Origin of the sequence: Nocardiopsis valliformis DSM 45023 (assembly GCF_000340985.1) — a bacterium.
GTDB classification, from domain to species: domain Bacteria; phylum Actinomycetota; class Actinomycetes; order Streptosporangiales; family Streptosporangiaceae; genus Nocardiopsis; species Nocardiopsis exhalans.
In genome coordinates, this window is the sequence record NZ_ANAZ01000008.1 from 267,641 (window position 1) to 287,442 (window position 19,802).

A 19,802-nucleotide genomic window follows, 5' to 3' on the forward strand; every position below is an offset into this window, starting at 1 on the left:
TTCCCCGCCCGGCGCAAAGAGTCCTTGCTCACTTCCCCGCTCTGAGCTGGGCTTACCTTTGCCCTTAACGGCATCTTCACATACATTTCGACGCGTGAACGTTACCTCTTTGATGCGTAAAGCCACCGTCGGGACGACCGGAAGCCTGCTGCTCGCCTCGGGCCTGGTCCTGAGCGCCTCCGCCCCCGCGGCCGCCGCACCCACCGCCCCCGCTGACCGGATCTTCAGGGGCGAGGACTCCTCGGACCAGGCACCGGACTGCACCGAGGCCAAGTGCGTGGCGCTGACCTTCGACGACGGCCCCGGCAAGTACACCGACGAGCTCCTGGACGTCCTGGACGAACACGACGCCAAGGCCACCTTCTACGTCCTGGGCTCCAAGATCGGCAAGTTCGAGGACACGGTCGAGCGCATGGCCGAGGACGGCCACGAGGTCGGCAACCACACCTGGGACCACGACGACCTGGCCACGCTCTCCGCCGACCAGATCAAGGACGACCTCGAGCGCACCGACCGCGCCATCGCCGACGTCACCGGCGAGAAGCCCGCCACCATGCGCCCGCCCTACGGCTCGCTCAGCGACACCGCCCGCGAGACCATCCACCACCCCATCCTGCTGTGGGACGTGGACACCCTGGACTGGCAGCACCGCGACAGCGACAAGATCCTGGACATCACCCTGGACGAGACCGACCAGGGCAGCGTGGTGCTCTTCCACGACATCCACGAAAGCAGCGTCGACGCCATCCCCGACGTCCTGGACGAGCTCGCCGAGCAGGACTACGAGTTCGTGACCGTCACCGACCTGTTCGAGGACGACCTCGAGCCGGGCACCGCCTACAGCGACGCCCGGCCCAAGCAGTGATCTGGACCAGATAGCGGACCGGATCAAGAGCGGTCCGAATCAGAGCATCTTGCGCAGGATGCGCTCCTTAACCTGGCTGATCGGGGCGTAGGCCACCCGCATGGTGTCCATCAGCAGGGACTTGTCGAGCACCGACTTGGTGTGCGAGAACGTGTCGATGGAGGCCGCCGAGTGGTAGGCGCCCATCCCGCTCTCGCCCACCCCGCCGAAGGGCAGGTCGGGCACGGCCAGGTGAGCGATGGGCAGACCGAAGCCCAGACCGCCCGAGGAGGTCTCGGTGGTCAGGCGGCGCTTGGTGACGTCGGAGTTGGTGAAGCCGTACAGCGCCAGCGGCTTGTCGCGCTCGTTGACGAACCGGATCGCCGCGTCCAGGTCGGGGACCCGCACCACCGGCAGGATCGGCCCGAAGATCTCCTCGGCCATCACCGGGGTGTCCGGGGCGACGTTCCCCAGCACGGTGGGCGCGATGTACAGGTCCTCGCGGCTGGTCCGCCCGCCCGCGACCACGTCACCGCTCTCCAGCAGCGCGCTGAGCCGGTCGAAGTGGCGCTCGTTGACGATGCGCCCGTAGTCGGGGCTCTTTGCCGGGTCGGAGCCGAACATCTCGGTGATCGCCGCGGCCAGCTCCTTCTGGAGCTCCTCGGCCGTGTCCCCGATGGCCAGCACGTAGTCGGGGGCCACACAGGTCTGCCCCGCGTTGGTGTACTTGCCCCAGGCCAGCCTGCGGGCCGTGGTGGCCAGATCCACCCCGGGCTCGACCACGGCCGGGCTCTTTCCGCCCAGCTCCAGGGTGAGGGGGGTCAGGTGCTTGACCGCAGCCGCCATCACGATGCGGGCCACCGCCGAGTTGCCGGTATAGAAGATGTGGTCGAAGCGCTCCTCCAGCAGCGTGGTGCTCTCGGTGACGCCTCCCTCGACCACCGCGACCGCCTCGCTGTCCAGGTAGCGCGGGATCAGGTCGGCCAACGCCGCCGAGGTGGCCGGGGACAGCTCGGAGGGCTTGATGACGGCCGCGTTGCCCGCGGCGATCGCACCGACCAGCGGGGACAGGGCCAGGTTCACGGGATAGTTCCACGGGCTGACGATCAGCACCGTGCCCAGGGGCTCGCGCACCCGGCGGGCCTTGGCCGGGGCCAGCGCCATCGGCACCGACACCCGCTGGGGGCGCAGCCAGGACGACAGGTGTCTGAGAGTGTGGTCGATCTCGTTGACCACGAAACCAATCTCGGTGGTGTGCGCCTCCACCGGGGGCTTGCCCAGGTCGGTCTTGAGGGCCTTCTCCAGGGTTGCGCGCTCCTCGGTGAGCAGCCGCCGCAGGGCGCGCAGCTGGGCGCGACGCCAGGCAACCGGCTTGGTACGGCCCGCGGCGAAGGCGGCGCGCAGCTTGGCGACGATCGGGGGAATCTCGGTGGTCAGCGTCAGGGGTTCGGGGGTCTCGGTGTTAGCCATGCCACAAGACTAAACGAAAACGTTTCGTTTCCAATAGTCAGCTGGCATAAGATCTCACCATGACGACGGACCATCTGCCGGAGACGTCCGCAGGAGCCGCCCCACGGGGCCGACCCCGCGACGCCACCCGGGACCGCGCGCTGATGGACGCCACCCTCGCCGAACTCCAACTGCACGGCTACAGCGGGCTCACCACCGCCGCCGTCGCACGCCGGGCCGGGGTCTCCACCGCCACCCTGTACCGCCGCTGGCGTTCCAAAGAGGACCTGGTGGTCGGCGCCGCCCAGGCCTGGGCCGAGAACCTGGGCCCCGACCTCGACCACGGAGACCTGCGCTCCGACCTCGGCGCGCTGCTACGGGACAAGGCCACCGCCCTGGAGGGCCCCTCCGGCCGCCTGCTGCGCGCTGTGCTCGGCGAGGCAGCCCACAACCGCGCCCTGGCCGACGTCCTCTTCGACGCCTTCGTGATTCCCCTTCAGGAACGGGTCTTCGCCCTGCTGGAGCGGGCCGCGGCCCGCCAGGAGATCCCCCCGGTGGAGGATCCCCTGGTGGTGGCCGAGATGGTCATCGGGCCGATGGTCAGCCACACCTTCCTGGTCCCCCCGGGCCAGGGCGGCGAGGCCGAAACCAGCCCCGGCACGGACATCGCCGAACGCCTCCTGCCCTACCTGCTGCGCGCTCTGGGCGTACGGGAGCCCTGAGGGACCTGGGCCGGAAGAAAACAGGCCCGGAGCGGGAGGAGAGCGTCCCCGGACGGGCGCTCAGCGCTCGTCCTGCTCCAGGCTCCGGTCGTAGTAGCGTGCCATCTGCTCCCAGTAGACGAGGGTGAGTGCCATCTGCGCCGCGCAGGCCGCCCCGGCGGGCCAGGGCCTGCGGTAGCGGGCACCGAGCAGTGCGATGACGGAGGCGGCCGAGGCCGCGGCGTTGACCGCCAGCGCCGCGTCCCTGGGCCGATCGACGATCCACTGCTCCTCGCCGAGCATGGCCCGGGTGGACCAGGCCCGCTCGTGCGCGGGCCGGGGGAAGACCACCGGGTTGAGGGCGAACCAGACGGCGAGCAACCCGGCCTGCTTCCAGCTTCGGTTCTATACCGGAACGAGGACCAGCGGAATGCTCGCCCACCTGGTCCACGCGCTCCACGGATTCGAGTGCCGGGCGAACACCGCCCGGCGCAACCGGGCGAAACCGCCCTGGGTCCTCGTGGTCATCGTTCCTCCGCTCCGGGTCACCTGACCCCAGGTTAGGGAAGTCGCGGGAGGCCCGACACTCCCGCAAGGCCTTCGGTGAGGCGGGAAAACCGTTCTTGCAGTGAGACAAGAAAAGCTACGGCGCCTTTACGTTGTAGATTTACCTGAAGAGTCAAGTGACGGAGAGACAGGGGCTCGGCGGCCCCGCCCGGAGCCTTCGGGGCGACCGCTGGAAGAGGTCCTCGCCGCAGGGTTGACCTGGAGCGCGCTCCATCTCCCAAACTCCTGTGCCGAGGGGCCGCACGGAACGGTCCCCGAACGGAGGGACCCCCATGCGTCAACGCGTCATCGGAACCGACCCCACCACCCGGCGCGAGGTGAGCGCGCTCGCGCTCGGCGCCATGCTGATGGGCTGGCGGACCGACGAGAGGACGTCGTTCGCCATCCTGGACCGCTATGCGGAGGCAGGCGGGACCTTCATCGACACCTCCAACAACTACGGCACCGACGGCGGCTGGAACGGCGAGAGCGAAATCCTGGTCGGCCGCTGGCTGCGCAGCCGGGGCGTGGGCGAGGAGATCACCGTCGCCACCAAACTCGGAGCGCGCCCGGCCTCCCCCGGCACCACCTACGTGGAGAACCGCGAGGGCCTGTCGGCGAAGGTCGTCGCCGAGTCCACCGAACGCAGCCTGGAGCGGCTCGGCCGGGACCGGATCGACCTGATGTACGCCCACATCGAAGACCCCGGCAGCGACGTTCGGGAGACCGTGGAGGCCCTCGCCGAGCAGGTCCGGACGGGTTCCGTCGACCTGCTCGGGGTGAGCAACCACCCCTCCTGGCGGGTGGAGCGCGCCCGCCAGATCGCCGCCGCCTCCGGCCTGCCCGGCTACGAGGTACTCCAGTACCAGCACAGCTACCTGCGCCCGCGCACCGACATGGGCGACGCGGTCTGCCCGGACGGCAACATCGGCGGGGCCGGACCGGACATCCTGACTTACGTACGCTTCAACGAGGGCCTGGTACTGGTCGCGTACACACCTCTGCTGAGCGGTGCCTACGTCCGCGAGGACAAGCCCATGTCGCCCGACTACGACCACCCTGGCACTCGTACCCGGCTGAACGTGCTCCGGGATGTCGCCGAGGAGACCGGCACGACCCCCAACCAGGTGGTGCTCGCCTGGCAGCTGGGCCACGAGCTGCCGATCATCCCGCTGGCGGGCGTCTCCACGCTCGCCCAGCTGGAGGAGAACCTGGCCGCCCTCGACCTGGAGCTGAGCCCCGAGCAGCGCGCCCGCATGGACGCCGCCAAGTAGTCTTCGCCGGCCGGGGCCCGCTGCCCGGCCGGTACAGCGGCTCGTCGGTCGGCGGGCCGCGAGCGCCCTCAGCCGGTTCGACCTCCGGTCGCTGTACCCGCCTGAGCCTGCTGTTCGAGTTCCGCGTTGATCGCGGCCCCAAGCAGCACGATGAACGACGACAGCCACAGCCAGACCATCAGGACGATGACCCCGGCGATGGTCCCGTAGGTCGCGCCGAGGTTGCCGAACCGCTGCACGGAGAACGTGAACAGCCCGGAGCAGACCAGCCATAGCAGCATGGCGATGACCACGCCCGGGGTGAGCCAACGCACCGAAGGCGATCGGCGGTGGGTCGCGACCCGGTAGACGATTCCCAGCCCGACCACGGTCACCGCCGCCAGAAGGGGCCACTGGCCGATCCGGATCGCGAGTGTCGCGGTCTCCCCCAGACCGAGTGCGCCGACCAGCACCGGGAGCACGCTCATCAGGCCGACCACGACGAAGGCGAAGGCTCCCACGCCCAGGGCCAGGAGCAGAGCGATGCCGCGCTTGACGAGGAAGGGACGGTGGTCCACCTCGTTGTAGGCGGTGGTGCACCCCTCCATCAGCCCGGCCATGGCGCCCGACCCGTTCCACAGGGCCACCAGCAAGGACATGGCGAACGTGAACCCGAGTGCGCCGGTCGCGGTTGCGGCGATGGCGGTGAGCTGGACCTCGACCAGTGTGCTGAGCTCGTCCGGAGCGGCGGCCGTCCAGTCCCGGATCTGGTCGGTGAGTTCCTCCGGGTCGGCGAGGATACCGAAGACGCTGACCGCGGCGAGCAGGGCCGGGAAGAGGGCGAGCATCGCCTTGAACGCCATTGCTGAGGCGAGCAGGCCGACACGGCCCTCCTTCATCTCCCGCCAGACCCGGGCCCCGACGGCGCGCCAGCCTGCCGCTGGGATCCGGGTCGGTCGCGAGGCGGCGGTACGCGGGGCGTCACGCGTGTGCCCGCCCTTGCCCTGTTCTCCCACGCTCCCCCACCCCCTGTTCCGAGTCTGCACCACCCGCCCTCGATGACGGGCGCACTCCCATGGTCCGCCATCGGAGCACCGCAGATGTGAAAAGGACACGAAGCCGGGGACGGAACGAGGCGGGGCGGTGGGGCCCTGAACCGCAAGGGCTGGCAGGCCGTAGGAGGATTTCTTGGTGGTGCCCGTCCCGCCGTGCACGATCTCGAAGGCCGCGCCGAGCCGACGAAACCGGCCTTCGAACTCTCCTGACAAATGTTGAAGACCCCGGCAATCGAGCGTGAGCGCTCACCGGAGGGTTGCACCGGCCCCGACCAGGGGAGAACCGTGGAGCAGACGGCACCGGCCAAGACAAGGGAACCCCGATGCGCTCACCGATTCTGGACTACCTCGACGCGATCATCGAACGCACCGCCCACGTCGATACGGGAGCCACCGCCGACTACATCCCGGAACTGGCGGCCGCCGACCCCGACAAAGCGGCGGTGGCGCTGTGCACGGTCAACGGAACTGTGTACGCGGTCGGGGACGCCGACCTCGAGTTCAGCATTCAGTCGATGTCCAAACCCTTCGCCTACGCGCTGGCCATCGAGGACCACGGCCTGGACTACATCCTTGACCGCGTCGGCGTGGAACCCAGCGGCGAGGCCTTCAACGAGCTATCCCTGGACCCGGAGACCGGAAAACCGCGCAACCCGATGATCAACGCGGGCGCGATCGCCACCCACGCGCTGGTGCGCGCCGAGGAGGCACCGGCCGTCGACCGCGTGCTCGCCCTGTTCTCCGAACTCGCGCAGCGCCCGGTGGAGATCGACGCGCAGCTGGCGGCCTCCGAACTCGCGACCGGGGACCGCAACCTCGGCCTGGCCTACCTGCTGCACGCCTCCGGACGCCTGGCCCAGGATCCCTCGACGGCCGTGGAGGGGTACATCCGCCAGTGCTCGGCCAACGTCACGGTGCGCGACCTCGCACTGATGGCCTCGACCCTGGCCAACGGGGGTGTTCAGCCCAACACCGGAAAACGCCTGTTCAGCAGGCACACCACCCGACACCTGCTGAGCGTGATGGCTTCCTGCGGCATGTACGACGCGGCCGGGGACTGGTTCACCAGCGTGGGCATCCCCGCCAAGAGCGGGGTGGCCGGCGGCATCATCGGCGTACTGCCCGGCCAGGTGGGGGTGGCGGTCTTCTCGCCGCGCCTGGACACGCACGGCAACAGCGCGCGCGGCGTGGCCATGATGGAGCGGCTTTCGGAGGACATGGGCCTGCACCTGATGGAGGCAGGCCGACCGGCGCGCTCGTCCCTGCGCGAAACCCGTAAGGAAGTCATCGACGGCGAACCGGGGACGGTCTACGTGCTCCAGGGAGACATGGTGCTGAGCAGTATCGAGGCGCTGGTGCACGAGCTGATCGAGAACCCGCCCGCCACCGACCTGGTGGTCTTCGACATGAGCCGGGTCGACGAGGTGCTGCCGGTGGCCCGCCGCACGTCGGCGGCGATGGCCGCCAAGCTCATCGACACCGGGCACCGGATCGTCCTGGTCGACCCCGAGGAGACCGTGCCCGAGTTCCAGGACAGCCAGGGCCGCGCGGTGGAGCGCTGGACCCCCGAACGCCTGGCCCAGAGCCAGCTGCTCGACCCGGGCGAGGAGTAGGCGACGAAACGACTGTTCCGCCTGCCGGGGCCCCACGGGGGACCGGCCGCGAGCAGCGCTCCCGGGCACGACCGGGACACCGTCAAGCGGTGCGGCCCAGGAGATAGAGGTTGACCTGCGCGAAGACGAAGAGGATCGCGGTCAGGGTCAGCAGCACCCAGAGCTGGAGGTGGGCCTCCGTGCTCACCTGGGCTTCCGGGTCCGGTTGTCTCCGCCCCCGAGCACGCTCCAGGTCCCGCTCCAGCGCACGCCGAGCTCTGTCGTAGGAGGCGGGGTAGCCGCGCATCTCACCCACTATCGAGCCCTCGAATCCCGGTACCCGCAGGTACCGGCCACCGCTCAGCAGCAGTGACAGCCCGTTCCGCTGGGTGACCCCCGATACCAGCCGGAAGGGAACCGTCGTCTGGGTGTAGAACTCGTCCAGCACGATCCCCTCACGGGTGGTCCAGGCGCTCAGACCGGCACCTCGGAAGCAGAACCACGCGACCGCGGCGAAACACAGCGAGATGAACAGGTGGAACAGGACCCCGCCGTCACCGGCGAGGTTGATGTAATGCAGGACCATGAGTCCGGCCATCGTCATGATGACCGCGCACCCGATCAGGAGGTTCGAGTTGAGGGTGTAGCGAACCCGGGTCTGCCCCACTGCTCTCTCCCCTGCTCCCGCCTGCGCGTCCGCCCGAGATCCTCGTCAACCCGCCGGGCAGCGCTGCCGCCACCCCACGCCTTCGACCAGCGCATTTTCGGTCCAGCACCCAAACCCTGGACAAAAGCCGCCGCAAAGGGGCGAGGTGCGACTTCAGTCCGGCACGCTCTCAAGCCGACACGGCCTTTGCCCAGCCCGGTCCCAGTAGGGAACCACCCCGTCACCACGACTCGATGAGGGGGTCAGAGTGTTCCTGGCGCTGCCACTGCTCGGTGACGCGTCCGAGCCGGTCCGGGGAGGCGATGCCGTGCATGAGGGAGACCTTCCCCTCGCGCACGCCCAGCACCACCACCCCCAGTACCCGGTCGTCGAACGCGGCGACCAACGCGGGAGAGCCGTTGACCATGCCCGCGTACATCGACGGGGAACCCCCGACCAGCCTCCGTTTGGCCGGGGTCGGCTTGAAACCGGCCCGCATGGCGGTGGCCACCCGCTCGGGCGTCGGGAACCACAGCAGCTTGCCGGCCATCCCGGCACCGTCGCCGACCCCGGTCGCGTCGTCGGTCAGCAGCGCCAGTAGCTGTTCGGTGCGCCCGGAGGAGGCGGCGTCGACGAACGCCTCGACGATCCGCCGCGCCGTGGTGCGGTCGACCTCACCGGCCTTGCGTTCGGCCGCCACCCGGCTGCGCGCCCGGTGGGTGTGCTGCTGGCTCGCGGCCTCGGAGATGTCGAGGATCTCGGCGATCTCGGCGTGACTGTAGGAGAAGGCCTCCCGAAGCACGTACACGGCCCGCTCCAACGGCGAGAGGCGTTCCATCAGCAGCAGCACCGCCAGGGTCACCGACTCGCGCTGTTCGGCGGTCTCGGCCGGGCCGAGCATCGGGTCCCCGTCCAGGAGCGGTTCGGGCAGCCAGGTGCCGACCGCGCGTTCGCGCCGCGCCTGCGCGGAGCGGAGCCGGTCCAGGGCCAGGTTGGTGACCACCTTGGTCAGCCACGCCTCGGGGACCCGGATGTGTTCGGTGTCGCTCGCCTGCCAGCGCAGGAACGCGTCCTGCACCGTGTCCTCGGCGTCGGCGGACGAACCGAGCAGACGGTACGCCAACGAGGCCAACCGGGCCCGGTTGGCCTCGAAGCGCTCCACGGTGGTGGTGTCCATGCGGGCCACGTTAGTCGGCGACCGCCCTGCTGGCACGGACCGGTGCGGTGGTCAGGCGGCGCCGGCGCGAGGGCATCCCGTAGGTGGGGTTGCCGGTGTTCCAGGCCACGGTCCTGAGCACCGCCGCCTTGATCCTGGTCGCCGCCCAGCCTCGCACGGACCAGGTTTTGGACCTGGCCTCGCCGTCGACCACCTGGAAGAACGCGTCCTTGCTGCCGAGGCTGACGCAGTTGCCCGGGTAGAAGAGCGGGGCCTTGGCGACCTTGCGGCCGGTCAGGTCGCCGACGATGGTGGCGGTGACCTGTGTCCTGGTCAGGTTGGCCGAGGCGCAAGACATGGGCAGCGGCTGACCGTTGTCCCCGATGGTGTGGGCGCTGTCCCCGGCGGCGTAGACCTGCGGGTGGGAGACCGAGCGCATCATGCGGTCCACGGTGATCTGGCCGTTCTCCTCGACCTTCAGGCCGCTGGCAGCGGCGATGGGGTGGGTGGTGAACCCGGCCGCCCACACGGTCACGTCGGCGGGCAGGACGGTGCCGTCGTCGACGTGGACGCCGGTGGCGCCGACGCGTTCGACGGTGCTCTGCTGGTGGACGGCGATGCCGAGCCGGTCGAAGGCGCGCAGCAGGTGGCGGCGGGCCTTGTCCCCCAGCCAGCCGCCGACCTCACCGGTGGTGACGAGGGTGACCCGAAGTCCGGTTCGGGACTCGGCTATCTCGGTGGCGGTTTCGATCCCGGTCAGGTTGCCGCCCACGACCGTGACCCTGCCCTGGTCGCCGAGTTCGTCCAGTAGCTCGCGCAGGCGCTGCGCCGAGGGGCGGTCCGCGACGTTGAAGGCGTACTCGTTGACTCCGGGGACTCCGTGGTCGGCGCTGGTGCTGCCGAGTGTGTACAGGAGGGTGTCGTACTCGAGCTGCTCGGTGCCCTCTTCACCGGTCACGGTGACGGTGCTCCGTTCGGCGTCCAGTGCGGTGACCCTGGCGACGCGCAACCGGATGCCGGTGCCCGCGAACATGCGTGTCAGCGGGAGGCGGCGCAGTTCCTGTCCGGCGGCGAGCTGGTGCAGGCGCATCCGCTCGACGAAGTCGGGTTCGGCGCTGACGACGGTGATCTCGACGTCGTCGGGGTGCAGTTGGCGGGCGAGGTGTCCGGCCGAGGCGGCCCCGGCGTATCCGGCGCCCAGGACGATGATGCGGTACCGCATGTGCTTGCTCCTGTCCGTTCGGGTGCCCTTTGAACGGGACGGGTTCCGACTCCCTGACAGGATGTCGATGTGACCTGAGTCACCATTGAAGGAACAGCACGGACACCTTTACGTCGTAGATTCTCTACAGGTCGCCGCGGGGATACCGAGGCCCCACCCGCACCCCGGGACCGCGATTCACGCGCCTCCCACGGGCTCCTGCCGACGGCTCACCATCTCGTTAATCCAGACGGGCGCGAACGGCGACGTGCACCCCGGCGGGGTTGGGTAGTCCTTGAGCACCTCCAGGCGCTCCCCGATGCCGACGGCCCGGGCCCGGTGTTCGGCGTGCTCGATCCCGATCTGCGCCAGACACTCGTTCATGGCCCACTGCAACCGGTCCGGAGCGTCCTTCATCTGCGCCTCGATCAAATCCAGCAGCCCCGACACGTCCAAGCCTTCAGGCTTCTTCGCCACCCGCTCGGTGGCGAGCGCCCACCCGGCGCTCGCCACCACCGGGTCCGGGTCGTCGAACCAGGTCAGTCGCAGCTCCTCCGCGTGCGGGCCCTTCTTGACCACGTAGTTGACCAGCCAGTCGTGGACCTTGGGTGCGCGGGCCTGGCGCAGCATGGCGTCCAACTGGTCGCGCTCGAACTCCTTGGGCCGACTGACCAGGATCGCCAGCAGCCGCGCCGAACTGTCACCCGTCGCCCAGAGCTCCACCGCCAGGTCTTGCTGCTTCTTGAGCCGTTTGGCCACCGCCCGCAGCTTGGTGAGATTGACACCGTGGTCGGCACCGTGCTTCTCGTTGACCGCCCGGACCCTGGGGTCTTCCAGTTCGGCCAACTCGGCCATCACGTCATCCACCGTCGTCTCAGCCACCTCGGCCACCCCTCCCCTGTTCGCGCCACCCAACCTATGCCGCGAGCCGGACACTTCCAGAGATCCACGCCCAGCTGGGGCATTGCGGGCGCGGTGCCCGCGATGGCCGACATCACCGACAGAACTGCTCCGAGTCAGCGGGCGCGCCGGTAGTGCACGGCGACCGCGCCGCTGCGCAGCGGCTGCGCCGAGACCAGTTCGAGCCGTCGCGTGCCGGGCAGACCGCCCTCGTACAGGGTCGGGCCGTGACCGGCGATCCTGGGGTGGACCAGGAACCTGTACTCATCGATCAGGTCCATCCGGTCCAGCTCGGCCGCGAGCTTGCCGCTACCGAGGAGCACGCCGTCCGGGGTCGCCTCCTTGAGCTGTTGGACGCCCGTGCGCAGGTCGCCCTCTATGTGATGGCTGTTGGCCCATGGGAAGTCCGTACGCGTCGACGACACCACGTACTTCGGCTTCGCCTCCAGCTTGACCGCCCACTCGCGCACTGCCGGGGGCGCCTCCTCCTCACCGCGGGCGACCGCGGGCCAGTAGCCCTCCATCAGCTCGTAGGTGGCACGGCCCCACAGCATCGCCCCGCCCTCGTCCATCAAGCGGGTGAAGAAGGCGTGTGACTCATCGTCGGCGATCCCCTCCTGGTGGTCGACGCAGCCGTCCAGGGTGACGTTGATGCTGAAGGTCAGGAGTCCCATGCGGCGAATCTAACCGATGGGGTCCCACCGTGTACCGCACATTCGGGCCTTCTCCAACTGCTCGCGTGCCCGGTCAACCCACCTCTGGGCTTTGGCGGTCAGTGCCCTACCGGAGGAAGCCCGGTGACCGTTCCGCGGGACCGGCTCGAAGGTGTGGGCGCGCCCGGCCCTGTTGAGGGAGTCACCCATCGCACCCAGCAGCTCCGGGTCCAGGGCGGCCTCCTCCGCCGGGAAGAGGCGCACAGCCTCCAGTCCCGGCACTTCTGCGGGCAGGCCGGCGTCCCCCGGCTCGGGTTCGTGCATGAGTTCGCCGGGTACCGAGCGGCAGAGGCGACCGCAGATCACGCAGTTGCCGCCCGGGAAGTTGCGGGTGCCGTGGTGCTCGGGGCAGGTTCCGGCGGCCTTTCCCGCGCTGTCCACCGGGAACTGCTCCGGTCGGCCGAACGGGTCGCCGTCCTCACCCGGCACGGGCCACGACGGCGTGGGCAGGTTGGATCCGTGGATGCCCCGGCCCAGCGAGCCGTTCAGGTAGTCGCATGCGGCCTCCATGTGGCGCAGCCGCCACATCAGCGCCGGAAAGGGGCGTCGCAACGAATCCAGCCCGGAGAGCAGCGCCCGCGCGTCGGCTTCGCTCAGCCCTTGGCGCAGGAGCTTGTCCACGGCCTGCGCCAATCGTTCCCGGTCCGCTACCGGGTCGGCCAGACATTTGTTTTGAATTCGATCAATGATCCCAAAGAGTCCGTTCTGTGGCTTTTGCTGGGTTTGTTCTCCTGTACGTGAGGTGCCACGGACGGAACCATCCACCTCGGTATCAGAAAGGTCCCCAGGGAAACAGTCTGTAGGTCGATCTGAGCTGGGGCCCCGCTCAATCTGAACCGGGGTCGGGCGGCGCGTCAAGGGCGGCCGGTTGTGCGCGGTCAACGGCTCCTCCCCCAGCTGTGCGCGGCAGGCGTTGATCTCTTCGAGCACCAACTCGGAGTAGTCCTCAGCCGGGACGAGGAGCTCCAGCACGCACGGCAGCCGATAGGGGGAACGGCCGCGTTTGATGTCCTCGGCGAAGAACTCGATGGCCTCCGAGCGCGTGAGCTTGCGAACGATACCCGCCTCGGCCAGGTCGTCGATGCCGCGTTTGAGGCTGCTCACGCTCAGCTTGCCGCAGCGTTGGGCCAGGTTCTCCAGAAAGAAGAAACACCACCGGCCGTCGGCGTCGACCGCGTTAGCGATAGCCATCAACGCCGCCAGTGAGCGCAGCGTGGGCAGGTGCCCCTGGCTGAAGATCCGCACAACCCAGACGGGGAGGATGAACCCGATCCCCTTGAGCGCCCCCTGGGGGCGCTTGCGCGGAGGAGAGAACCCGGACGGATTCGGAGTTTCGGATGTGCTGGAGGGGTGCGTGAGGGTAGACTCCACGACGAGTCGCCTTCCTGGGCTAACGGGGGGTGGCTCAGTCGACAAACCTGTTTGCGCAGGCGTCGGCCACAACCCGACCGGGTGTTGTCGCACCGGGTCGGGTTTTTTCTTGTCGCGATCCAACCTAGCGAGCCGAACAGGAGTTCGCGGGGTTTTCTCTCAAATCCGCACACGCGAGAGAACCGAAGAACAACCCGCACACACAAAAAGCGAAACTCGCCCCTATTCAACCCTATTTGTAAGAGCTTCCCCTCCGCACAAGAACAGCCCTCCAACTTCTGGGCTGGAGGGCTTTCGTGTGCCGTACCCGAACAGCATTGCCGCGCACACTCCGGGGCCGCCCGCACGAGTGACCAGGCACCCGTACGGGCGGCCCCGCTCGCGGGCAACCGTCCGGTGGCGCTCCGCACGGGGCGGGAGCGGATCCGTCAGACGGTGCTGCCGTCGCCGGACCGCATCCAGACGGTGCGCTGGGGGAACGGGATCTCGATACCCGCGGCGTCGAGGGCGATCTTGACCCGGCGGCGCAGCTCACGGGTCACACCCCACTGCTCCAGGGGAACGGTCTTGGCGGCCAGGCGCACGACCACGCCGTCCGCGTCCAGGGACTGCACACCCCAGACGGTCGGGTCCTCCAGGAAGAACTTCCCGAACTCCGGGTCCTCACGCAGCTCCCGACCGGTCTGCTCCAGGACGGCGTAGACCTTCTCCAGGTCGGACTCGTAGGCCACGGAGACGTCGAGGACGGCGCGGGCCCAGCCCTGGCTGTCGTTGCGCACCCGCTGGATCTCACCGTTGCGGATGTGCCACAGGCCGCCGTTGATGTCGCGCACCTGCGTCAGGCGCAGACCGACGTTCTCGACCTCGCCGACCGCCTCGCCGAGGTCGACGACGTCACCGACGCCGTACTGGTCCTCGGCCATGATGAGCAGGCCAGACAGGTAGTCGGCGACCAGGCTCTGGGCACCGAAGCCGATCGCCAGGCCGACCACGCCCGCGCTGGCCAGCAGCGGGCCCAGGGCGATACCGATCTCGCCGAGCACCATCGCCATGGCCGTCACCACGATGACGATGGTCGCGAAGCTGCTGAGCACCGAACCGAGGGTCTTGGCTCGCTGCTGACGCCGCTCGTCGGCCCGCGCCGGGTCGCGTTGCAGGACCGCGGGGCCCCGTGCGGGGCGGCGTTGCCCGTTCCGGTCCTCTCCGGGCCGCAGGACACGTTCCATGAGCCGGGAGATGGCGCGTCTGGCCAGGGCTCGGACGATCAGCGCGACGACGACGATCAAGAGGATCCGCAGGGGGACACCGATCAGCACATCGAGGTTGCTCTGAACCCATGCGGGCAGGGCGGTGGCCTGATCAACGACATCGTTGTTCATCAGGTCGAGCTCGGCGGGTGTCACGGAAAATGCTCCACTGTGTCGGAGGGATACAAGTAATGATCGACGTCGAACGTACTTGCGCATATCCGCGCTGGTCAAAGGCTGTGAGACTGGTCTCCGCTCCGCCACGGGCCCGCCGTGGAAGCTTCCCGTCCGAGCGGGCGAGGGACTCCCCCGGCTACTCCGGTCTCGTGCGCTCGGAGCGGTGGGGCTGTCCGGCGCTCACCCCTCAAGAGCCACGGTCCCCGCACCTCCCCGAAGTACAGGGGGTTGCGAGGACCGTTGGAACCAGCCGAGGCGAAGGGGCCTTGAGGTGTTCGAGGGCCGGTACTACCGGGAGCGCGTTCCGCTGAGCAGGGCCACCCACTCGCGGCGGGCGAAGGTCAGGTGCCCGGCCTCACGGTTCTGGGTGTCGCGGAGGTCCACCAACGGGTGGGCCGGGGCGCGGAGGCATGTCTCAACGCAGTTGGCTGACGCGCCGCTGTAGGTCGACTTGTTCCACTCGTTCAGGCGCATGCCAACCCCCGCAGCTTCTCGGTACTGACCATCGGGGGCAATGCTAGCGAGAGCGCGTCACGAACGAGTTCCCTCGCACGGGGAAGCGTCGACTCCCCATACGCTTCGTTCCCCTCCAAGCGATCGGAGAGCACCACCTCGCGGCCGTCGATCAGTCGGTAGACGCCAAACGGCCCCGGGGTGCCCCAGAGAACAGACCCCTCGGGCAACAAGTGCACCGCCACTCGATCGGGCAGCGCGAGCAGGTGTTCGGCCTGCTCAACCCGTAGACGCTCAGGAGCCCACGTCAGCGCGGTGATCGGAAACACGGCGACGATCTCGGCATTCAGAGCCTGCAAGCGCTCAGACCTCATCCGCGCGAGCCGCTCGATACCTTCTTCCTTCACCTTTCGGCCAGCCCGATAGACCATTTCCGCATACGGCACACTCCACAACAACCCGGGCACCGCCACCGGAGAGATCAGGTCGATCCGCCGAGCCTGCCGCTCCAGATTGCCCGCGTCCCGCAGAAACGGAGGCAGGTCCTCGGTGATCTCCTCGCGCCACGAGGCGATCAGCTCTTGATCAGCGGAGAGTGCCACGTCCAGGGCGTTCACCGCATCCCTGGTCGGGTTCGATTTTCCGGACAAATATCGCGAAAGTGACGACTGAGAAATCCCGGAAATCCTGGACAGCTTGGCCTGAGTCATGCCCTGAACTTGTAGTTGCCGCCTGAGTGCTTCTCGAAACACGGGGGGTTTCATAACAACCATTGTGCAAGGCCATCCCACGCCCTGTCCCGGATATTCAGAAAGTTCTCAACCGGTGGAGCAAGGAACCAGGTGAGGAGCAGTGTGAGCACATGCAACGGAAAACTAATTCTCCCGCCGGCACCTCCGACCTCGAACGCTGCGCGCTGCTCTCCGCACTGCGGCGGCGAGGGCTGGCTCCGCGGGAGGGCACAGAGTCCGGTTCAGTGACGGTGGAGTTCGGCTATCGAATGGTCACCGTGCGACTGACCGACGACGGCTGGACACGAGCCGTCTCCGGTCAGCCCGGCTCCTCAGCGATCGTCGCGCGCCGAGGTCACGAGGAAGACCTGGCCCGGCAACTCGCCCGTGAGCTCCTGGACCGACTGCCCTAACCAACGCGCGCTTCCACCCGAAGGAGACACCTCATGGACACCCACGACCACGCCGCCCGGCCCCCCGCAACCCAGGAACAGGCCGACCTGCTCTTCGACGAACTCTCCTCCGTACTGCGCCACCGCCCGGACGGCCCCGACCAGGCCTCCCAGGCCCTGCGCGCCGCCGACCGCGCCTTCGAGGCCCTCCACATCTGGATGCGCGCGGGCAACCCGCTCCCCCAGCCCTGGAACCGCAGTTCATGAGTGGAACTGCTCTCCCTACCAGACCGTCTGAAGCCCACTGCTCACCGAGCAGCGGGCTTCAGACACGAGAGCACCCAGGACGAAGACCTCCTACTCCTCAACGCCGGAGCAGAGAGCGCCCCACCCCCAAAACTTCACGACAAGGCCCGCCCGCGCAGACTCCTACAGACCTGACTCTCTCGGGCTCCCGGGTGCACGCTTCACCTCACAGCCACCTCAGCAACGCCGCCCGGGCGAACTCACGCCCTTGTTCAGTGGGCTGGTCCCACCGGATGGTGTAGTCGTCCGACCAGCCGCCCAACGCATCCAGCACCGTGCGCACACTCTCCGCCAACTGCATGACATCGCCCTTTTCAATGGGCATGCCGTCCACCTGCCAGCCCAGCCCGGTCATGAGCTCCGCCGCCTCGATGAGGACGTTTCCCTCAGCGGCCGCCACCGTCAACAGCAGCAGCAATCCCGACACCCACTCCGACTTCTCCTTAGTCTTGGGCGGAACCTGTTCTGCGAGGTGGCCCCACAGGGCCCGGTGGTCTCCCCGCACCCGGCGTCCCACCGGTGTGAGCAGCAGCTTCCCCTTGTACTTGCGCAACAGCCCCGCCTTCTGCGCGGATTCGCGGAACCACAACACCGGCAGGGTCTGCACCTCCCGGTTGGCCTTGCCGATCCAGGTCCGGTCCAACCCCAAAATGTCGGCCGCTTCCCGCACACTCGCCGGCGGCAGGTACCCGGCCCCGGTGAGCTTGAGCCCCTCCTCACCCACGTGGTGGAGCAACCACGCGTACGCGCGCACCGTCTCTAGAACCACCGCGTCCGCCGGTTCTCTCTGGTCGGACACGGCCCGGCTGTACAGTTCGGCCAACCGCGCACGCACAGCGGGAAGGCGCGCCCCGGCCACGAGTTCAGCGATCGGCTCGGGCAGTCCCGCCGAAACCTGCCCGGTCACCGCCCTCAACACCGCGTTGACGGCTTCGACGTCGAACGGCACCGGAGCACGCTCGGGTTCGGGGGCCTGCCCGAAGGCCCGCCTGTACTCAGCGAGCGCCTCGACGTGATCCGCATGCTGAGGGTCCGTGGCGGCCAGGAGCAGCTCGTAGCCCATCACACCGCCACAGTCCTCCGACGGCGCGGGCCGACGCCCGGCGGTGCACACCGCCCGCGGCGCATCCGGCTCCCGAGGCAGGGCGACCTGAAGGGTGAGCACGTGCTCCCAGTCGTCACCGAAGTCGTACACGTAGTACATCCGGTCGCCGTCCTCGACCAGCACCTCGTCCAGTCGCACCTGTTCCTCGGGGACACCCGGTTCGCCCTCGGCAACGTCGAACGGCATCAGGTAGTACTCGGTCTCGGGGCTGTAGAACCCGGGTCCGCTGCCGAACCGGTGCAGATGGGAGTTCTGCCAAGCGAAGGCGGCCTGGATGATGTCGTGGACCTCGTTGAGGAACAGGTCCGAGGCCAGCTCCAGCCTGCGCCAGACCGGAGGCACAGTGTCGGCGAGCTCCACCCGCACGCGGTAGGTCACCGGTTCCTCCCGGCGCGGGCGCCGCCGAGACGGGGCCGCCGCTCTCCCAACCGGGCCAGCGGGAGCACGTTGCGCGGCGAACAGTGCGTTCAGGAACTGCTGCCCGTCCTCCCCGCCTGAACTCCGAATTCGTCCCTGCGCCTCGGCCAGAAGTTCGTCGAAACCCTTGTCCTCACTCACACCGAAAGCCTACCGAAAGCACTGACTCAACAGGGGCAGGCTCGACAGCGGGCTACCCCAACCTTTCACCCGGCGTTGAACAAAATAGGCCTTCTGAAAATCGTCCTGTAGACCCAGACAAGGAACCGCTTCGAATTTCCATGCCCTACGGGCTTAATAGGCCTGCGGAACGGCTCCGTCCCCCACGGGTGCGACCCGGCCGAGATGTTTCCATGCCCTATGGGATTAATAGACCTACGGAACCCTTCCCCGTTTTCACGGGAGGTGACCTGCGACGATACACCGCCTCTGCACGCAACACCCTCCCGACCATCCACCAAGTCCATGACCGGCACCCGTGAGCCCATAAACAGCACAAACACCGTGCACGCGACCTGAGGTTTTCGCACCCGGACCAGATTCGGTGTACACGGTCCGCGCGATCACCGCACCCCGCGCCTTCCAGGAGTTGGGTTCACCCACCCTCAGCCTGCCCCACGGTTCCCTCTATCACCAGACCTTTGCCCGTATACGGCCAGTTCTCGGAATCCCCTGACACACAGCGCTTTCCGTTGCTAACGTGACCATCCCGGCGGCGACTTCCGCACCCGACGCCTCCTGATCGTGAACAACACCCCTCGGAGGCCGTGTGCCCACCCAGTGGTCACTCTCCCTCGATCCACCGCCGCCGCCGTCAGGTGTGCTCCCCTCACACCTGCACGCGCTGGCCTGTGCGCTTCTCGAATCCTCCTCCGACGACCACACCGCGCAGGCCAAGCCCTTCACCGCCTCGCTGGCTGGCCGGCAACTGACTCTGAGCTGGTTGAACGAGCCCACCGAACCCGACCTCGGCGAGCGGATCATCAATCCGGTCCGGTTGGGCCCGCACACGGCCACGGCGTCCCTGGCCGAACAGCGCTTCGAGGCCTACGCCCGGATGGCAGCCGCCCCGCCCGCACACAAGGTCGCGGTCTCCTTCCTCACCGCCACCTACGTGAACCAGGCCGGGAACCAGCTTCCCCTCCCGGTTCCCGAGCTGCTGTTGGGCGGACTCACGCGCCGTTGGGAGACCTTCAGCCCGCAGCCCCTCCCGGCCTCAGCGGTGACCGAGGTGGTCGAGAGCGCCCACGTCTCCCGGCACAGCATCCGAACCCTCGCCGCGGGTTCCGGCCCCAGCCAGCGCACCGGGTTCGTGGGTAACGCGGTCTTCGGGCTGCCCACCCGCGCCTCACGGCAGGCCCAGCGGGCGTTCGCGGCGCTGTGGCTCTTCGCCTCCTTCGCCGGGGTGGGCGCTCAGACCACCCACGGCCTCGGACACGTGCAGGTCCGGATGAACCAGGAAGCCGCTCCCAGGTCCGGCCCCAGAACCGCACACTCCCCGGCACTGTCCGAGAGGACTTCCTGAACCCCTGTGGCACCACGTACCA

General features: G+C 68.5%; 21 protein-coding genes. 7 read left to right on the plus strand and 14 right to left on the minus strand.

Features of this window, described 5'->3' with window-relative positions; translation table 11 throughout:
- Positions 1-112 precede the first annotated feature (112 nt).
- Positions 113-865 (plus strand): polysaccharide deacetylase family protein, encoded by a 753-nt coding sequence (locus tag D457_RS0109390; RefSeq protein ID WP_017580403.1) that lies wholly within the window; start codon positions 113-115, stop codon positions 863-865.
- 39 nt (positions 866-904) lie between these two features.
- Here D457_RS0109390 and D457_RS0109395 read toward each other — a convergent pair whose 3' ends face one another.
- Positions 905-2,314 carry an aldehyde dehydrogenase family protein gene (locus D457_RS0109395; RefSeq protein WP_017580404.1) on the minus strand — a complete coding sequence of 470 codons (1,410 nt, stop codon included), beginning with the start codon at positions 2,312-2,314 and terminating at the stop codon, positions 905-907.
- A gap of 59 nt (positions 2,315-2,373) precedes the next feature.
- Here D457_RS0109395 and D457_RS0109400 point away from each other — a divergent pair, with 59 nt between their 5' ends.
- Positions 2,374-3,015, plus strand: coding sequence for a TetR/AcrR family transcriptional regulator (locus tag D457_RS0109400; protein ID WP_026116491.1), 642 nt, complete (start codon positions 2,374-2,376; stop codon positions 3,013-3,015).
- A 60-nt stretch (positions 3,016-3,075) separates the two neighbouring features.
- Here the strand turns inward: D457_RS0109400 and D457_RS32200 are convergent, their stop codons facing one another.
- Both D457_RS32200 and D457_RS37460 read right to left on the minus strand, forming a co-directional pair.
- The gene (locus D457_RS32200) at positions 3,076-3,375 is read right to left on the minus strand and encodes a DUF6653 family protein (protein ID WP_017580406.1); all 300 of its coding nucleotides are present in this window, start codon (positions 3,373-3,375) and stop codon (positions 3,076-3,078) included.
- Between the two features lie 24 nt (positions 3,376-3,399).
- Entirely contained in the window at positions 3,400-3,522 is a 123-nt protein-coding gene (locus D457_RS37460) for a hypothetical protein (RefSeq protein WP_275040990.1), read from the minus strand.
- 311 nt (positions 3,523-3,833) lie between these two features.
- Between D457_RS37460 and D457_RS0109410 the strand changes: the two genes are divergently transcribed.
- Positions 3,834-4,814, plus strand: a complete 981-nt coding sequence (locus tag D457_RS0109410; RefSeq protein WP_017580408.1) for an aldo/keto reductase — start codon at positions 3,834-3,836, stop codon at positions 4,812-4,814.
- Positions 4,815-4,882: 68 nt separating this feature from the next.
- On the opposite strand, the gene D457_RS0109415 is transcribed toward D457_RS0109410, so the two are convergent.
- The gene (locus D457_RS0109415) at positions 4,883-5,809 is read right to left on the minus strand and encodes a YihY/virulence factor BrkB family protein (protein WP_017580409.1); all 927 of its coding nucleotides are present in this window, start codon (positions 5,807-5,809) and stop codon (positions 4,883-4,885) included.
- 362 nt (positions 5,810-6,171) lie between these two features.
- On the opposite strand from D457_RS0109415, the gene D457_RS0109420 reads away from it, so the two are divergent.
- Positions 6,172-7,461 (plus strand): glutaminase, encoded by a 1,290-nt coding sequence (locus D457_RS0109420; RefSeq protein WP_017580410.1) that lies wholly within the window; start codon positions 6,172-6,174, stop codon positions 7,459-7,461.
- Positions 7,462-7,543: 82 nt separating this feature from the next.
- Here D457_RS0109420 and D457_RS0109425 read toward each other — a convergent pair whose 3' ends face one another.
- From D457_RS0109425 to D457_RS32205, 9 genes are all read right to left on the minus strand, one after another.
- Positions 7,544-8,107, minus strand: coding sequence for a hypothetical protein (locus tag D457_RS0109425; protein WP_017580411.1), 564 nt, complete (start codon positions 8,105-8,107; stop codon positions 7,544-7,546).
- 220 nt (positions 8,108-8,327) lie between these two features.
- Positions 8,328-9,263, minus strand: coding sequence for an RNA polymerase sigma factor SigJ (gene sigJ / locus D457_RS0109430; protein WP_017580412.1), 936 nt, complete (start codon positions 9,261-9,263; stop codon positions 8,328-8,330).
- 10 nt (positions 9,264-9,273) lie between these two features.
- Positions 9,274-10,464: an NAD(P)/FAD-dependent oxidoreductase gene (locus D457_RS0109435; RefSeq protein WP_017580413.1), complete on the minus strand. Its 1,191-nt coding sequence runs from the start codon at positions 10,462-10,464 to the stop codon at positions 9,274-9,276.
- Positions 10,465-10,641: 177 nt separating this feature from the next.
- Positions 10,642-11,298, minus strand: coding sequence for a DNA alkylation repair protein (locus D457_RS0109440; protein WP_204367448.1), 657 nt, complete (start codon positions 11,296-11,298; stop codon positions 10,642-10,644).
- A 161-nt stretch (positions 11,299-11,459) separates the two neighbouring features.
- Positions 11,460-12,017, minus strand: a complete 558-nt coding sequence (locus tag D457_RS0109445) for a dihydrofolate reductase family protein (protein ID WP_017580415.1) — start codon at positions 12,015-12,017, stop codon at positions 11,460-11,462.
- Positions 12,018-12,026: 9 nt separating this feature from the next.
- Positions 12,027-13,427, minus strand: coding sequence for a hypothetical protein (locus D457_RS0109450; protein ID WP_017580416.1), 1,401 nt, complete (start codon positions 13,425-13,427; stop codon positions 12,027-12,029).
- A 428-nt stretch (positions 13,428-13,855) separates the two neighbouring features.
- A complete protein-coding gene (locus D457_RS0109455) occupies positions 13,856-14,830 on the minus strand; it encodes a mechanosensitive ion channel family protein (protein ID WP_017580417.1) in 975 nt (324 codons plus the stop codon).
- A 309-nt stretch (positions 14,831-15,139) separates the two neighbouring features.
- On the minus strand, positions 15,140-15,325 hold the full coding sequence (locus D457_RS0109460; protein ID WP_017580418.1) for a DUF397 domain-containing protein: 186 nt from the start codon (positions 15,323-15,325) through the stop codon (positions 15,140-15,142).
- Complete coding sequence (locus D457_RS32205) at positions 15,316-16,077, minus strand: Scr1 family TA system antitoxin-like transcriptional regulator (protein ID WP_083926707.1); 762 nt, start codon at positions 16,075-16,077, stop codon at positions 15,316-15,318. Before D457_RS32205 ends, D457_RS0109460 begins: the two co-directional genes overlap by 10 nt.
- 89 nt (positions 16,078-16,166) lie before the next feature.
- On the opposite strand from D457_RS32205, the gene D457_RS35690 reads away from it, so the two are divergent.
- Together D457_RS35690 and D457_RS0109475 are read left to right on the plus strand one after the other, a co-directional pair.
- Positions 16,167-16,448 carry a hypothetical protein gene (locus D457_RS35690; protein WP_152514186.1) on the plus strand — a complete coding sequence of 94 codons (282 nt, stop codon included), beginning with the start codon at positions 16,167-16,169 and terminating at the stop codon, positions 16,446-16,448.
- Between the two features lie 33 nt (positions 16,449-16,481).
- Positions 16,482-16,694, plus strand: a complete 213-nt coding sequence (locus D457_RS0109475) for a hypothetical protein (RefSeq protein WP_017580421.1) — start codon at positions 16,482-16,484, stop codon at positions 16,692-16,694.
- A 205-nt stretch (positions 16,695-16,899) separates the two neighbouring features.
- Here D457_RS0109475 and D457_RS32210 read toward each other — a convergent pair whose 3' ends face one another.
- Positions 16,900-18,396 carry a plasmid pRiA4b ORF-3 family protein gene (locus D457_RS32210; RefSeq protein WP_239646051.1) on the minus strand — a complete coding sequence of 499 codons (1,497 nt, stop codon included), beginning with the start codon at positions 18,394-18,396 and terminating at the stop codon, positions 16,900-16,902.
- A gap of 628 nt (positions 18,397-19,024) precedes the next feature.
- Here D457_RS32210 and cas6 point away from each other — a divergent pair.
- Complete coding sequence (cas6, locus tag D457_RS0109485; protein ID WP_017580423.1) at positions 19,025-19,780, plus strand: CRISPR system precrRNA processing endoribonuclease RAMP protein Cas6; 756 nt, start codon at positions 19,025-19,027, stop codon at positions 19,778-19,780.
- Positions 19,781-19,802: the final 22 nt, after the last annotated feature.

Coding starts and splice junctions, on each gene's coding strand:
- D457_RS0109475 (WP_017580421.1), top strand. CDS start 16,482: ATGGACACCCACGACCACGCCGCCCGGCCCCCCGCAACCCAGGAACAG.
- D457_RS0109390 (WP_017580403.1), top strand. CDS start 113: ATGCGTAAAGCCACCGTCGGGACGACCGGAAGCCTGCTGCTCGCCTCG.
- D457_RS0109420 (WP_017580410.1), top strand. CDS start 6,172: ATGCGCTCACCGATTCTGGACTACCTCGACGCGATCATCGAACGCACC.
- D457_RS0109400 (WP_026116491.1), top strand. CDS start 2,374: ATGACGACGGACCATCTGCCGGAGACGTCCGCAGGAGCCGCCCCACGG.
- D457_RS32205 (WP_083926707.1), bottom strand. CDS start 16,077: ATGGTTGTTATGAAACCCCCCGTGTTTCGAGAAGCACTCAGGCGGCAA.
- D457_RS37460 (WP_275040990.1), bottom strand. CDS start 3,522: ATGACCACGAGGACCCAGGGCGGTTTCGCCCGGTTGCGCCGGGCGGTG.
- D457_RS0109460 (WP_017580418.1), bottom strand. CDS start 15,325: ATGCGCCTGAACGAGTGGAACAAGTCGACCTACAGCGGCGCGTCAGCC.
- sigJ (WP_017580412.1), bottom strand. CDS start 9,263: ATGGACACCACCACCGTGGAGCGCTTCGAGGCCAACCGGGCCCGGTTG.
- D457_RS0109435 (WP_017580413.1), bottom strand. CDS start 10,464: ATGCGGTACCGCATCATCGTCCTGGGCGCCGGATACGCCGGGGCCGCC.
- D457_RS0109395 (WP_017580404.1), bottom strand. CDS start 2,314: ATGGCTAACACCGAGACCCCCGAACCCCTGACGCTGACCACCGAGATT.
- D457_RS0109440 (WP_204367448.1), bottom strand. CDS start 11,298: ATGGCCGAGTTGGCCGAACTGGAAGACCCCAGGGTCCGGGCGGTCAAC.
- D457_RS35690 (WP_152514186.1), top strand. CDS start 16,167: ATGCAACGGAAAACTAATTCTCCCGCCGGCACCTCCGACCTCGAACGC.
- D457_RS0109445 (WP_017580415.1), bottom strand. CDS start 12,017: ATGGGACTCCTGACCTTCAGCATCAACGTCACCCTGGACGGCTGCGTC.
- D457_RS0109410 (WP_017580408.1), top strand. CDS start 3,834: ATGCGTCAACGCGTCATCGGAACCGACCCCACCACCCGGCGCGAGGTG.